This window comes from Stenotrophomonas sp. EMP41 (genome assembly GCF_047495535.1).
Taxonomy (GTDB): domain Bacteria; phylum Pseudomonadota; class Gammaproteobacteria; order Xanthomonadales; family Xanthomonadaceae; genus Stenotrophomonas; species Stenotrophomonas sepilia.
In genome coordinates this window covers 140231-154363 of sequence record NZ_CP179923.1, presented here as the reverse complement: position 1 = coordinate 154363, position 14133 = coordinate 140231, and the positions used below count along the sequence as shown (strand labels likewise).

Sequence of the window (14133 nt, the reverse complement as noted above, 5' to 3'; positions counted from 1 at the left end):
TTGGGGTCTGATGCGTCCGCGCCCGCAGGAAACCGTCGAGGGGCGGCCGGGCGGGCTGCGCAGGACCGTTGGCGCCATGGATGGCGCCATCGAGCCCCCAAGGACGGGTTTACGGCGTGTCCTGCGCAGCCCGCCCGGCCGCCCCCACACGCATCAGTCAAGGCGCCAAACGCCTCAACCCCGCGCCTTGCTCGGATTCACCAGATTCCCGAAGAAGATCGCGTTGATCAGCAACCGGTCCGTGCCATGCCAGTACTTGCGATGCGCCGGATCATCGGCAAACAGCACCACGTTGCCCTGCCCCTGCGCCGACACCAGCAGCCACGCGCTGCCGGCCACCCGCGCACGGTTGCGCTCGGAAAGATAGCCATTCACCCGCGGCGGCGTGTCGATGCGTACCACCGTCGAGAATGGGTTCGCACTCGGCTGCAGGGTCACTGTGTTCTCCTTGTTGATCGCCAGTTGCCGGCGCGGCACGCCGAACGCCAGCGGATGACTGGTGTCCACATCGGCGCTGAGGATGTTGCCGCTGACCCGCTCGATCGCGGCGATGTCGCGCTGGTCGCCGAACGCACGGCGGCTCTCGTCGACAGTCTCTTCTTCCTTGCCGAGCTTCTCGCCGTCGGCGAGTTTCTGTTCGATCGCCCACTTCGAAGCACTGCCGTAGGTCACCAGCGAGCCACCGGCCTGCACCCAGCGCTTCAGCGCAGCCACCGCCGTGGTATCGACGCCGGTGTAGGTCCCCCCGGACAGCACGATCGTGGTGTAGCGGTCCAGGGACACTTTGCCCAGCTGCTGCGGGTCCAGCTTGCTGGCTGGCAAGTGCAACTGCTGGTCGAGCAGGAACCAGGCCGAGCCGATCTCGGTGGCGGCCACGCCCTCACCCATCACCAGCGCAACCGCGGGCTTGCGCAGCGCCTTGACGCCGTCACTGCCCAGATCGATGCCTTCGCGGCTGCGGCCACTGGACAGTGCGTGCACCTGCACACCTGCCTCGCGCGCGGCGGATGTCACCGCCTCAAGCAATGCCGCGCCCTGCAGTGTCTGCCCGGAAACCGGAATCACCAGGCTGCCGGCGGCGAAGCTGACGTCTCCCTGCGCGGTCGCCGTGGTGAACGGCTGGAACGCCGCACGTGCGTTCACACCCTTGCCCTGCAGCGCGGCCAGCGCGCGCCCGGCGTTGTAGTCGCGCCAGTCGATCGCGTACGCGAATCCGGCCTGGCCACCCAGCACCGCACCCTGCTCCGCCGGCAGCGCGGTCACGCGTGCGCCACCGTCGACGCGGCTGCGGCTGCCGGCGAACGCCACGCCGTAGGCCGGTGCGATCGCATAGCTGGTGCTGCCGTAGAACACATCCCCCTTGATCGGCGGCGTCTCGGCAAAGATCGAATGCACCAGGCGGAACTGCGCCTGCTGCACCGGCACCACGTAGGCGCTGCCGGCATCGAAGCGCTGCCCATCGACAGTGACTGCACGCTCCAGTGCGCGCACCTCGATGCGATGCAGCAGCAACAGTTCCAGCAGGCGACGGGTCAGTGCCGGATCGTGCGCGTCGCCGAACACGAAGCTCTTCACCGGCTGCTGTGCGGCCTGCTTCAACGCGCTCTGGAAGAACTGCTTCTGCAGGTCGAACAGGCCGCTGCGCTCAGCTACCGCACCACGCACCGTGCCCAGCCCGGTGGCGACCTGGTTGCGGATGGTGAACGGGAAGGTCAGCAGGCCATTCACCGATTCCTGCACGCGGCCACGCGAACTGGCCTGCTCGACGGTGACGCCGACCGCGCCGTGGAAGTCCGGATAGGTCGAGCCATACACCGGCGAGAAGTTGTCGAAATTCTCGCCGGTGTAGTACAGCGAACCCAAGGCATCCAGCGCCTGCGCGTGGTACCTGGCCAGGGTCTTGTTGAACTCGTACGACGGCGCCGGAATCAACGGGCTGTGCATGCTCTTCGGCGAGGGCTCGAAGTAGTACGTGCTGTCCTTGCCCATTTCGTGGAAATCGATCTGCACGTTCGGGTACCACTGGTGGAACACCTCTACCTTCGGCCGTGAGTCCTGCTGGGTCAGGGCAAGCCAGTCGCGGTTGAGATCGGTGAAATAGTGGTTGGTGCGCCCTTGCGGGAACGGCTCGACATGTTCCTTGTCGGCGGGGTCGGCCGAAGCCGGATCGGAGGCCCAGGCATTGTGCCAGTTGGCGGCACGGTCACGGCCGTCCGGATTCTGCGCCGGGTCGAACAGCACTACCGCCTGCTGCAGCCACTGCTGGGTTTCGGCACTGCGGTTGGCCACCAGGTAGTACGCCGTCAGCATCGCCGCCTCGGCACTGGAGGTCTCATTGCCATGCACGCTGTAACCCAGCCACACCACCACCGGGCTGTCGCCGGCCGCTCTGCGTGGTTGCGCCGGATCGGCCAGGGTCGCGTGCTGTTGACGCAGCTGTTCCAGCCGCGCGTGGTTGCCGGCGGCGGTGACGGTGGCGATCAGCAGCGGGCGGCCCTCGTAGCTGCGGCCGATCTCGCGCACGCTGATCTTGTCCGAGCGTCTGGCCAGTTCCTGGAAGTACGCCACCAGCTGGTCGTGCCGGGTGTAGCGGCTGCCGATCGGGTAGCCGAGGAACTGCTCCGGTGTCGGCACCGCTGCATCGAACGCTGCCGCATCCGTGGCCTGCGGGAAGAAATAGGCACTCTGTGCCTGCGCCGGCTGCGGGCAGGACAGTACAGTGGCGGCGGCAAGCAGCAACGGAAGAACGGCACGGCGATGCAAGGACACGGTGACTCCCCTGGAACACAACGGCAGACAGTTGCGCGGCCGGCCCCTTCAGGTGGCCGGCCGCGGCGGATGGATCAGAAGCGGTAATCGAAGCCCAGCGTGAAGTAGCGGCCGCGCAGGTCGTATTGGCTGAAGTCGTACGGCGCGCGGATGCCCGGGAACGAGGCGTCGTACGGCGGCGTCTTGTCGGCGAGGTTCTGCACCTTGGCGTACACGGTCAGCTTGTCGATGCCGGTATAGGCCAGGTACAGGTCGTACTGGCTGTAGCTGCCGACGCGCTGCTGCACGGCCCTGGCCGCGGCGCTCGCTTCCTGGCGGTAGCCGCTGGTGTAGTACCAGGTCACGGCTGCGTTGAAATCGCCGTACTTCCAGTCCAGCGTGGTGGTGGCCTTGTCCTTGGGCAGGGTCGCGCCCAGGTTGCTGCCGGCGTAATCGACCAGCGGGCCGCCGACCACGGTCGGGCGACGATAGTCGCGCACGTGGGTGTAGGCCGAGGACACGGTGAAGTCACCGAGTGCAGCGGTCGGGATGCGCTGGCGCAGCTCGACATCGATGCCCGAGGTCTTCAGCTCGCTCAGGTTCTGGTAGCGGTTGTAGACCGCCTGCAGCTTGCCGCGCTCGTCGCGCTGCACGGCACCGGCCACGTTGTCGTTGACCAGGGTCTGGGTGTTGTTGGTACCGACCAGGTTGTCCAGCTGGATGCGGTAGTAGTCCACGCTCAGGTTGGTGTTGGCCCACGGCGACAGCACCACGCCGAAGTTCACGCTCCTGGTACGCTCGGGCTTCAATGCGTTGTTGCCGACGGTGAAGAAGGTCGGGTTCTGCCGCGAGCCCGGCACGTCCGGATCACGCGGATCGACCACGCTGCCATAGGCGATGCTGGTGCTGTTGGAGTTTTCCGACAGCGACGGTGCACGGAAGCCCTTCGACGCCGAGGCACGCACCAGCAGGAAATCGAGCGGCTGCCAGCGCAGGCCGATCTTCGGCGAGAACGCATCGCCGAAATCGTCGTAGTGATCGGCACGCGCGGCGGCGGACAGTTCCAGGGTCGAGGCCAGCGGCACGTTCACTTCGGCGTAGGCGGCACTGACCTGGCGCTGGCCGTGCACTTCGGCGATCGCCGGGCGCACCTGCAGGCCGGCATCGATCTGCCACGGGTTGTTGGAATCGAGCTTTTCGCGGCGCCACTCGGCACCGGCGGCGAAGCCGATCTCGCCGGCCCAGGTGCGGCCCAGGCTGCCGGAAATCTTGGCGTCGACGCCCTGCAGCTTCGACTCGGCCGGGCGCAGCGTGGCGATGTTGATCGAATCACGTACCGACTGCGGCGTGGCCGCCGGATTCAGCAGGTTGTAGCTGCCGGTGGCCAGCGCGTCGGCCAGCGCCCAGCGGTTGGCGAAGCCGCCGGACACGCTCTCGCGCTCGCTGCTGCGTGCGCCGAATGCGGCCACTTCCCAGTCCCAGTTCGCAGTGGTGCCACGCAGGCCGAACACGCCGCGATAGGCGGTGGAACGGTTGGTCTTGATGGTGCCGCCGAGGTCGAAGAAGGTGTACTCGATCGGGATCGCGCGGCCGTACGGGTTGTACGGATTGTTGGCCGGCAGCAGCGACGACACCGGTTCGGCCAGGCCACTGTTCGCGTTCAATGCGAAGCGGCCGCTCTCCAGGGTGAAGAACGGGCTGCTGCCGAACCAGGCGGCGCTCTTGATCTGGCTGTACAGCACTTCGCCGAAGGCTTCGACATTGTCGTTCAGGCGGAAGGTGCCGTTGGCATAGGCCTGGTAACGCTTGGTCGAGGGGATCAGCGTGGTGAACGGTGCCTGGTTGAAGCCGCAGGTATCGCCGGCCAGACCGTCGATCGGCGCGCTGGCGACGCGGGTGGTGCCGGCCGGGCAGTTACCGTTGGCGTCGAGCATCGGCACCGACACGCCGTTGACCAGGTAGCGCGCGCCCTTGGCCGACCAACCGTTCCAGCGGCCACCGGGCTTGTCGGTGTAGATGCCACTGCGGGTCAGGTTGCGCTCGTCCTGGTCCAGGCGCTCGCGGTTGTAACCCTGCAGGCTGAAGAGGATGTTGTAGCCGTCGGTGTCGAGATCACCGAGGCCGCCGACGAACTTCAGGTTCTGCTCGTGCAGGCCGCCCTGGTCGGCACCGCCGAAGCTGCCGCCGATCTCGGCGCCTTCGAAGTTCTGCCGGGTGATGATGTTGACCACGCCGGCCACGGCGTCGGAGCCGTACACCGCCGAGGCGCCGTCCTTGAGCACTTCGATGCGCTCGACCGCGACCAGCGGCAACGCGTTGAGATCGACGAAGGTGTCGGACAGGCCACCGGCCGGGAAACCGTAGTTGGCCAGGCGGCGGCCGTTGAGCAGCACCAGCGTGTTCTTCTGCGACAGGCCACGCAGGCCGATGCCGGCCGAGCCGGAGGCCCAGCCGTTGTTGGTGGTTTCGTTGGCAGCGTTGCCGGTGTTGGCCGAGATCGAGCGCAGCACGTCGGCCACGGTGGCCTTGCCGGTCTGTTCCAGCTGCTGGCGGCCGATCACCTGCACCGGGTTGGAGGCCTCGGTATCGGTGCGCCTGATGTTGGAACCGGTGACGCGCACGGCGGCCAGGGTATTGGCGTCGCCAACGGCGTCGGTGGAGGTTTCGGCGGCGGCGGACAAAGGCGCGGCCAGAGCGACGGCCAGGGCCGCCACGAGCAGGGTGTGCTTGGGCATGACGATGTGGGGGAGGTGGTGAGGACGACGAAGTTCCGCAGTAGTCCATGCCTGGCCGGCGCCCGGCCAATAACATCTCTTCATACGGATATAAGAGAAACTATCATCTCTTCATCCGGATGGAAAGAGTCACTTCACGGAAGACCAACGTCCGCTCAGGCTGCCGGGCCGCCTGCGGCGTACAATTGCGCCATGGAAATCTTCAAAGTCTTCATGCTCGAGGCGGCGCACCGCCTTCCCAACGTGCCGCCGGGGCACAAGTGCGCGCGCCTGCACGGCCACTCGTTCCGGGTGGAACTGAAGGTCGAGGGCGAGCCCGGCGCGCAGACTGGCTGGATCATGGACTTCGGCGACGTGAAGGCGGCTTTCCAGCCGATCTATGACCGCCTGGACCATCACTACCTCAACGACATCCCCGGCCTGGAGAACCCGACCAGCGAGAACCTGGCGGTGTGGATCTGGAATGAACTCAAGCCCAGCCTGCCGGCGCTGAGCGAGATCACCGTGCACGAAACCTGCACCTCCGGCTGCCGCTACCGCGGTCCGACGTCCTGATCAACCCATTGATCTTAAAGCTTTTTCAAAGGCGCCCTGAGCGCCTTTGTTATTTTTGTTGCATTGCCGCATCAAGGGCGTATGCTGCATTGCATCAAGCCACTCCCTGATGCCCCCATGGCCGCCGCCTTCAGCGATCGCTTCAGTGATGCCACCCGCCAGCTCGCCGCCGCGGCAACGCGTGCGAACCGGTTGGCGTTGGAGAACGCGGAAAGCATGTTCGGCGTGCAGTTGAAGGCGATGGAGCGCAACCTGACCGCGACCGGCGGCTGGCTGGGTGAACTGGCCCGCAGCGACGACGCGGCCGGGATGCTCAACAAGGGCGCACAGCTGTGGCAGGACAACCTGCAGCGGCTGGGCCGGGCCCAGCAGGATGTGGTCGGTCTTGGCCTGCAGGCCAGCAAAGCGTGGTCCGAACTGGTGCAGGGCTACAACGAATCAACGGCGGACGCGAGCAACCACTGACGCGACGCAACGCTCATTGCGTGGGTCCCTCCCCCCACGCAATCCGGACCCGGCAGATCCCTCCCTCTGCCGGGTCTTTTTTTGCCTGGCGTTTGGGTATCGAAGTGCGTCTTCGCCCGACGTCTCGGCCGGCTGAAGGGCCCCGCCGGGGCTCGGCGTGCGGTGAGGAGAGCGCAGCACGCGCGGCCGCCTTTCAAGGAAGCGCCGACGAACTCCGAACGCAGGGCGGAGGCCCTTGCGTACGAAGTAAAGGGGGAGGTGACGGCCAACGGCCGGCGCCGGAGGACATTCGTACGCAAGGGCATCCGCCCGGCGCCGCGCTGAATGAATCCGCGACACGCGTGTCTTCATCCGACGTCTCTGCGGCTGAAGGGCCCCGACGAGGCTCGGTGTGCGGTGAGGAGAGCGCAGCACGCGCAGCCGCCTTTCAAGGAAGCGCCGACGAACTCCGAACGCAGGGCGGATGCCCTTGCGTACGAAGTAAAGGGGGAGGTGACGGCCAACGGCCGGCGCCGGAGGACATTCGTACGCAAGGGCATCCGCCCGGCGCCGCGCTGAATGAATCCGCGACACGCGTGTCTTCATCCGACGTCTCTGCGGCTGAAGGGCCCCGACGAGGCTCGGTGTGCGGTGAGGAGAGCGCAGCACGCGCAGCCGCCTTTCAAGGAAGCGCCGACGAACTCCGAACGCAGGGCGGAGGCCCTTGCGTACGAAGTAAAGGGGGAGGTGACGGCCAACGGCCGGCGCCGGAGGACATTCGTGCGCAAGGGCCTCCGCCCTGCGCCACGCTGAATGAATCCGCGACACGCGTGTCTTCATCCGACGTCTCTGCGGCTGAAGGGCCCCGACGAGGCTCGGTGTGCGGTGAGGAGAGCGCAGCACGCGCAGCCGCCTTTCAAGGAAGCGCCGACGAACTCCGAACGCAGGGCGGAGGCCCTTGCGTACGAAGTAAAGGGGGAGGTGACGGCCAACGGCCGGCGCCGGAGGACATTCGTACGCAAGGGCCTCCGCCCTGCGCCACGCAGAACACGCCACGCAGAACACGCCGCGAAGTAACCTCAGCGCCCGCGATTACCGTGCCAGTGCTGGTGCCACGCCTGGAACATCAACACGTTCCACAGGTGCGTGTGCCACTTGCGCTCGCCGCGCACGAACGCTTCCCAGATGCCGCGCACCCGTGCCGCGTCGAAGCAGCCCTGGTTGCGCAGCAGCTGCGGGTCCAGCAGCGCCTCCGCCCAATCGCGCAACGGCCCCGCCAGCCAGCGCGCCATCGGCGGGCCAAAGCCGCGCTTCGGGCGGTACACCAGCGGTTCCGGCAGGTAGCGCGCCAGCAGGTGCTTGAGGATCCGCTTGTGTTCGCCATCGTGGTACTTCAGGTGCTGCGGCAGGCGCCACGCCAGGCGCACCACCTCCATGTCCAGCAGCGGCGCACGGGTCTCGACACCCGCCGCCATGCCCGCACGGTCGACCTTGGCCAGGATGCCCTCGGCCAGGTCCATGCGGAAATCCAGCAGCTGGATGCGCGCCTCGGCCGGCAGCGCCGTGTCCTGCTGCTGGAAGATCGTCAGCGGCTCACGCGCACCCAGCACGACCTGGGCCGGCTGTCGCCAGCGGGTCACCCGCTGCAGGTAATGCCCCTCCACATCGTTGGCAGCGACCTCGGCCACCAGCGCACGCCAGCCACCGAGGCGACCGCGCTCGGCGTTCAAGCGATTGCCGCTGCGCCGCGCCAGGTCGCGTACCCAGTCCGGCAAGCCACCGCACAGGCGCGCATTGCGCAGCGCGCGGCCATAGCTGGGGTGGCCGAAGAACAGTTCATCGCCACCGTCACCGGTCAGTGCCACCGGCTTGCGCGCCCCCAGCAGTTCACTGGCCAGCAGCGTCGGCAGCTGCGAGGCGTCGGCGAACGGTTCGCACCAGACCTGCGGCAGGCGCTGCAGCAGGTCCAGGCCCTGGCGCGCGTCCATGCGGTGCAGGTGGTGCTGCACACCCAGATGGCGCGCGACCTGCGACGCCCAGTCGCTCTCGTCATGTCCCGGATCGTCGAAGCCGACCGTCCATGCTTCGATTGGCAGGGTGGATTGGGCCTGCATCATCGCCGTCACCAGCGAGGAGTCGGTGCCACCGGACAGGAACGCGCCACAGGCCAGCGGCGAGTGCATGCGTGAAGCGATGGCTTTCTGAAGTACCGCCTCAAGCTGGTCGGTGGCCTGTTCCAGGCTCGGCGCCGGTTGCAGCGGCTCCTGCAGTGCACTCTGCATCGCTTCGCGTGCGCACCAGTAACGCGCCCCCCCCTGCGCGGCCTGGCTGGAGCAACCCGCGGCATGGTCGCTGAGATCGATGCGCAGCATCGCGCCCGCCATCAGCTTGTGGATGCCGCGGTAGATGGTGTGCGGCGCCGGCACATAGTCGTGGCGCAGCAGCAGGCTCAGCGCATCCTGGTCGATGCTCGGTGCGAACCCGGCGAAGGCCTGCAGCGCCTTCAACTCCGAGGCGAACAGGAACTGGCCCTGGTACCAGCCGTAATACAGCGGCCGCTCGCCCACCGGGTCGCGGGCCAGCCACAGCACGCGCGACTCGCGGTCCCAGACGCTGAAGCCAAAGGCGCCCTCGATACGCGCCAGCGCCCGCTGCACGCCCCATTCGACGATCGCCTGCAGCAGCAGCCGTGCATCGCTGCAGCTGCGTGGCAGATCGCGCAACTGCGCCTGCAGGTCAGCGCGGTTGTACAGGCGGCCGTCCAGGCACAGCACGTAGCGACCGCAGCCCGAGCTCAGCGGCTGCAACGGCGTATCGGTCGGCGCCCGGCAGTGGCCCAGCGCGAGGCCGGCCTCGGCGTCGGTCCAGTAGCCGATGCGGCCACGCCCACGCTGCTGCAGCGCCCGCAGCATCGGTGCCAGCTGCTGCAGCAGCTGCTCGTCCTCGGCGGGCGGCAACCAGGCCCCGACCACGCCGCTCATCGGGAGCCTCCGCACTGGCGGCGGCGGGACGGGTTCAGCAGGCAAGAGGCGGCGGGCGACATGGGGACGGCACGCGGAGCGGAGGAGACTCCATGCTCGGCGCCGGGCCGCGCGGCGTCAGTCGCTTTGCTGTCAGCGATCGTCACCCGCCGTATCACGAAGGTAACGCTTTGTAACAGCCTCGGGCTATGCTCAACGCCAAGCTGTTGCCAGGCCTGAAGCGCGGCCCCAGCGCCAGCAACCCCGGCTGAATGGCGCCCACCCGCTGCACCCGGTCGGCCCGCAGGCTGGGATAGCATCGCCGCGCTCGTGCCGTGGCGGTACGTTTGCGTCCACGGAGGCCTTGGAAATGCTGGATATCGTACTGGTCGAAGACGATGCCCGCCTGGGAACGATGGTCAGTGACTACCTGCAACGGCATGGCTACCAGGTGGCCCACGAGCGTAGCGGCGAGCGCGCAGTGGCCCGCATCCTGGCCGAGAAGCCAGCCCTGGTGCTGCTCGATGTCGGCCTGCCCGACCAGGATGGTTTCGAAGTGTGTCGGCAGATCCGGCCCCACTATGACGGCATCATCTGCGTGCTGACCGCCCGCACCGACAACATCGACCAGGTTCTGGGACTTGAGCTGGGGGCCGACGACTACATCGGCAAACCGATCGAACCGCGGGTGCTGCTGGCGCGGCTGCGCGCCCACCTGCGCCGCCACCGCCGGGTCGAACCGCGCGACGGCAGCCTGCGCTTCGGCGAGCTGAACATCGACCCGTCCACCCGCAACGTGCACCTGCAGGGCGGCCTGCTGGAGCTGACCACGGCCGAGTTCGACCTGCTGTTCCTGCTGGCCAGCAACGCCGGCCAGATCCTGGACCGCGACGCGCTGCTGCGCGGCCTGCGCGGGATCGCCTTCGACGGCCTGGACCGTTCGATCGATGCCCGCATCTCGCGCCTGCGCCGCAAACTGGGCGACAACCCCGAGCAGCCGGAACGGATCAAGACCGTGCGTGGCCGCGGCTACCTGTTCAGCCGCTCGGCATGGGGATGAAGCGCACGCCCTCGGCGATGCGCGGCCACGCCTTCCACTTCCTGCGCTACGGGATCGGCTTCCTGGTCGCCCACCTGTTGTTGATCGTGCTGGGCCTGTGGGCCTGGGACGCCCTGCTGGAAGACCGCACCGAAGCCGGACTGCAGGCCGAGATGCGCGGCACGCACGCGCTGCTGCAGCATCGCTTCGCCGAAACCCCGCGCGAGCAGTGGCCGGCACTGGCGCGCGAACTCGACGCCGATTTCGCCTACGCGCTGCGCATGGTGCCGCTGGCCGAGGCGGTGAAGGCGCTGCCGGCCAGCCAGCGCCCGCCGTTCAACAACGGCCGCGTACAGATCGACCTGGAGCACATGCGCAGCCTGCAGCGCATCGGCGACAGCGACTACGCGGTGATGCTGGGGCCGCTGGACGAAGCGCTGCCGGACGAGGGCTGGCAGGACAGCGAAGTGTCCGGCGTGGCGATCCTGCTGCTGATCCTGATGGTGGCGGTGGCTCTGCCGATGTACGTGATGGTCTATCGGTTGTGGCGCGACGTCTCGCAGCTGGCCCAGGCGGCGCGGCGCATGCGCGACGGCCAGCTGGACACGCGTGCGCCGCGCGCCGGCACCGCACTGGTGCGGCCGCTGGCCAATGCCTTCAACCACATGGCCGAGCAGCTGCAGCAGCTGCTGGAAAGCCAGCGTGTGCTGGCGCAGGCGGTGGCGCACGAAGTGCGCACGCCATTGGCGCGGATGCGTTTCGGCCTGGCCGACCTGGAGGACACCGCGCTCGATGATGGGCAGCGCGATGCACTGGGCGGGCTGCGCACCGACGTCGATCGGCTGCAGCACCTGACCGATGCAGGCGTCGAGTACGCCGCACTGGGCCGCTGCCATCAGCTGACCCGGCAGCGCCTGCAGCTGGCGGCACTGGTGCGCGGCGTGGTCGCCCAGTTCGCACCGCTGCCGATGCCGGTGCAGCAGGCGCTGTCGCCGGTGGGCCTGGTCAACGTCAACCGGCACATGCTGGAGCTGGCACTGCGCAACCTGCTCGGCAATGCACTGCGTTACGCGCGCCGGCAGATCCGCATCGCCAGCACGGTCAATGACGGCTGGCTGTGCCTGCAGGTGGAGGACGACGGCCCCGGCATCGCACCCGAACTGCGCGGCCAGGTACTGCAGCCCTACGTCCGGCTGGACCCGGGCAGTCCCGGCTTCGGCCTCGGCCTGGCGCTGGTGCAGGTGGTGGCCGACAAGCATGGCGGCCACGTCGAAGTGACCGATTCGGCGCTGGGCGGTGCCTGCATCCGCCTGCACCTGCCGCTGGAAAACGGCGGCATCGTCGAATGCGAAGCGGCCTGCTAGGCCGCCGGTTCCGCACGCGGCAAGGCAAACACGAACAGCGCACCACGCTCGCTGTCGCGCAGTTCGATGCGGCGGCCATGCAGCTGCACGATGCGCTGCACGATCAACAGGCCCAATCCGCCGTTCTCGCCGCGCCGCGCGCCCAGCGCGGCCGGTGCCTGGAACAGCTGGGTGCGCAACGCCGGCGCCACCCCGGGGCCGTCATCGGCCACGCTGACCTCCACGCTGTCGGAGGTCGCGCGCAGGCGCACCTCGATCTGTCCACCGTCGGGTGCATGCCGCAGCGCGTTGTCGAGCAGGTTGGTCAACACCCGTTCGACCAGGCCCAGGTCGGCGCGGACCAGCGGCAGGCCGGGGGGGAAGGCCGCGTGCAGCTGCTGGCCACGCGCCTGTGCCGCCAGTTCGAACTTCTGCAGCACGTCCTGCAGCAGCTCCGGTAGTGCGAACACCTCCCACTCCAACCGCACTTCGCCATGCTCCAGCCGCGCCAGTTCGAACAGCGCGCGCGCCAGCCGGCCGACCTTGGCGCTCTGTGCCAGCGCAATACCGAGATAGCGGCGGCGCTCGTCCGGTGACAGCGTAGCGTCCTTCAACGCCAGCGTTTCCAGGTAGCCATGCAGCGACGACAGCGGCGTGCGCAGGTCGTGCGAGATGTTGGCGACCAGTTCGCGGCGCTGCAGGTCCTGCTGGCGCAGCTGCTGCCACTGCTCGCCCAGCCGCTGCGCCATCTGCGCGTGCGCGTGTTCGAGGATCACCAGCTCGTCGCGCTCACCGGGGCGCAGCGGCGCCGGCGGCGGCAACGGCGTGGGTGCGTCGATGTCGAAGGCCTGGATGCGCCGGGTCAGCCGCCGCAGCGGACGGGTCACCCAGTAGAACGCCACCAGCCCGGCCAGCAGGCCGAGGCCACCGACCAGCACCACCGACCACAGCGTGGTGTTCCACTGGCTGCCGGCGGCAAGATCGTCGGCCAGCATTTGCCGGTGCTCGCCGACCAGCACCACGTACACATAGCCCGCCGGCCGGCCCTGCACGATCAATGGTGCCGCGCTGAACACCTTGCGGCCATTCGCGCTGCGCGGGTCATCGCCGAGGATCGGCAACGGCGCACCGGCCAGCAGGCGGCGCAGCGGCGCCACGTCCACCCGGTTTCGCACCAGGTGTCCACTGGGTGCATCGTGGCCGAGGATGCGGCCCTGGTCGTCCAGCAGGTAGACCTCGACGCTGGGGTTGACCGCCATCAACTGGCCGAACAGCGCGCGCACCGCGGCATCGCGCATGCCGCTGGTGTCCATCAGTTCGCTGCGCTGGGCGATGTGTTCGGCCAGGCCCAGCGACAGCCGCTGCACGACTTCCTGCTCGTGGCGGGTGTTGGCACGCATCTGCAGTGCCAGCAGCGCCATGCAGCACATCAGCATCAGCGCGGCGGTCACCACCGCCAGCTTCTGCCACAGGTTCGGCTTGATCATGCCGCCGCCCCGGCCGGGTCGACCAGCTTGTAGCCGCGGCCCCACACCGTCAGCAACCGCCGTGGGTTGGCCGGGTCGGGTTCGATCTTGCTGCGCAGGCGGTTGATGTGGGTGTTGACCGTGTGCTCGTAGCCATCGTGCTGGTAGCCCCAGACCTGGTTGAGCAGTTCCATGCGTGCGAACACCTGGTCCGGGTGACGGGCGAAGAACAGCAGCAGGTCGAACTCGCGCGGGGTCAGCTCCAATGGCTTGCCATCCACCGAGGCGGTGCGCGCGACCGGGTCCAGCTGTAACCCGCCCAGCTCGATCGCACCGGCATCGATGCGCGCGCTCTGTGCCATCGCCTCGGCGCGGCGCAGCAGCGCGCGCACGCGTGCCACCAGTTCCGGCATCGAAAAGGGTTTTGCCAGGTAATCGTCCGCGCCCAGCTCCAGGCCGACGATGCGCTGCGTTTCGCTGCCCCGCGCACTGATGATGATGATCGGCACGTAACGCGCCATCGCGCGTGCACGCTGGCAGACCTGCAGGCCATCCACGCCGGGCAGCATCACGTCCAGCACCAGCGCATCCCAGGGACCTTCCTGCTCGAGCAGGCGCAGGCCGGCATCGCCGCTGGCGGCATGGGCGACCTCGTAGCCCTCATCGCCCAGATGCATGCGCAGCAGGTCGGCGATGTGGGCATCGTCTTCAACGATCAGCACGCGTTTGGTCGACATCGGCAACTCGGGGCCAGCGGGGAGGCTGGCTGCATTGTGGCGCGGGACGGCCGCCGATACCTCACGAAAAATTGAATCCTGCGTGAGGATTCGTTGACCCGGGCGG

General features: G+C 68.1%; 9 protein-coding genes. 4 read left to right on the top strand and 5 right to left on the bottom strand.

Annotated elements, in window-relative coordinates; all coding sequences use genetic code 11:
- Positions 1–174: 174 nt before the first annotated feature.
- Together ACMGRF_RS00715 and ACMGRF_RS00710 are read right to left on the bottom strand one after the other, a co-directional pair.
- Positions 175–2769, bottom strand: coding sequence for a M14 family zinc carboxypeptidase (locus ACMGRF_RS00715; protein WP_414485550.1), 2595 nt, complete (start codon positions 2767–2769; stop codon positions 175–177).
- Between the two features lie 74 nt (positions 2770–2843).
- On the bottom strand, positions 2844–5483 hold the full coding sequence (locus ACMGRF_RS00710; RefSeq protein WP_414485549.1) for a TonB-dependent receptor: 2640 nt from the start codon (positions 5481–5483) through the stop codon (positions 2844–2846).
- 192 nt (positions 5484–5675) lie between these two features.
- Here ACMGRF_RS00710 and queD point away from each other — a divergent pair, with 192 nt between their 5' ends.
- Both queD and ACMGRF_RS00700 read left to right on the top strand, forming a co-directional pair.
- Complete coding sequence (queD, locus tag ACMGRF_RS00705; RefSeq protein WP_049414818.1) at positions 5676–6038, top strand: 6-carboxytetrahydropterin synthase QueD; 363 nt, start codon at positions 5676–5678, stop codon at positions 6036–6038.
- Positions 6039–6155: 117 nt separating this feature from the next.
- The gene (locus ACMGRF_RS00700; protein WP_049440089.1) at positions 6156–6503 is read left to right on the top strand and encodes a phasin family protein; all 348 of its coding nucleotides are present in this window, start codon (positions 6156–6158) and stop codon (positions 6501–6503) included.
- Between the two features lie 1058 nt (positions 6504–7561).
- Here the strand turns inward: ACMGRF_RS00700 and asnB are convergent.
- Positions 7562–9463 (bottom strand): asparagine synthase (glutamine-hydrolyzing), encoded by a 1902-nt coding sequence (asnB, locus tag ACMGRF_RS00695; protein WP_414485548.1) that lies wholly within the window; start codon positions 9461–9463, stop codon positions 7562–7564.
- A gap of 349 nt (positions 9464–9812) precedes the next feature.
- Between asnB and ACMGRF_RS00690 the strand changes: the two genes are divergently transcribed.
- The gene (locus tag ACMGRF_RS00690) at positions 9813–10502 is read left to right on the top strand and encodes a winged helix-turn-helix domain-containing protein (RefSeq protein WP_010484092.1); all 690 of its coding nucleotides are present in this window, start codon (positions 9813–9815) and stop codon (positions 10500–10502) included.
- Positions 10499–11845 (top strand): ATP-binding protein, encoded by a 1347-nt coding sequence (locus tag ACMGRF_RS00685; protein ID WP_049440093.1) that lies wholly within the window; start codon positions 10499–10501, stop codon positions 11843–11845. Before ACMGRF_RS00690 ends, ACMGRF_RS00685 begins: the two co-directional genes overlap by 4 nt.
- On the opposite strand, the gene ACMGRF_RS00680 is transcribed toward ACMGRF_RS00685, so the two are convergent.
- Both ACMGRF_RS00680 and ACMGRF_RS00675 read right to left on the bottom strand, forming a co-directional pair.
- Positions 11842–13311, bottom strand: coding sequence for a sensor histidine kinase (locus ACMGRF_RS00680; RefSeq protein WP_049414822.1), 1470 nt, complete (start codon positions 13309–13311; stop codon positions 11842–11844). The genes ACMGRF_RS00685 and ACMGRF_RS00680 overlap by 4 nt on opposite strands.
- On the bottom strand, positions 13308–14027 hold the full coding sequence (locus tag ACMGRF_RS00675) for a response regulator transcription factor (protein ID WP_049414825.1): 720 nt from the start codon (positions 14025–14027) through the stop codon (positions 13308–13310). Before ACMGRF_RS00675 ends, ACMGRF_RS00680 begins: the two co-directional genes overlap by 4 nt.
- Between the last annotated feature and the right edge of the window lie 106 nt (positions 14028–14133).

Coding starts and splice junctions, on each gene's coding strand:
- ACMGRF_RS00710 (WP_414485549.1), bottom strand. CDS start 5,483: ATGCCCAAGCACACCCTGCTCGTGGCGGCCCTGGCCGTCGCTCTGGCC.
- queD (WP_049414818.1), top strand. CDS start 5,676: ATGGAAATCTTCAAAGTCTTCATGCTCGAGGCGGCGCACCGCCTTCCC.
- ACMGRF_RS00700 (WP_049440089.1), top strand. CDS start 6,156: ATGGCCGCCGCCTTCAGCGATCGCTTCAGTGATGCCACCCGCCAGCTC.
- asnB (WP_414485548.1), bottom strand. CDS start 9,463: ATGAGCGGCGTGGTCGGGGCCTGGTTGCCGCCCGCCGAGGACGAGCAG.
- ACMGRF_RS00690 (WP_010484092.1), top strand. CDS start 9,813: ATGCTGGATATCGTACTGGTCGAAGACGATGCCCGCCTGGGAACGATG.
- ACMGRF_RS00685 (WP_049440093.1), top strand. CDS start 10,499: ATGAAGCGCACGCCCTCGGCGATGCGCGGCCACGCCTTCCACTTCCTG.
- ACMGRF_RS00680 (WP_049414822.1), bottom strand. CDS start 13,311: ATGATCAAGCCGAACCTGTGGCAGAAGCTGGCGGTGGTGACCGCCGCG.
- ACMGRF_RS00675 (WP_049414825.1), bottom strand. CDS start 14,027: ATGTCGACCAAACGCGTGCTGATCGTTGAAGACGATGCCCACATCGCC.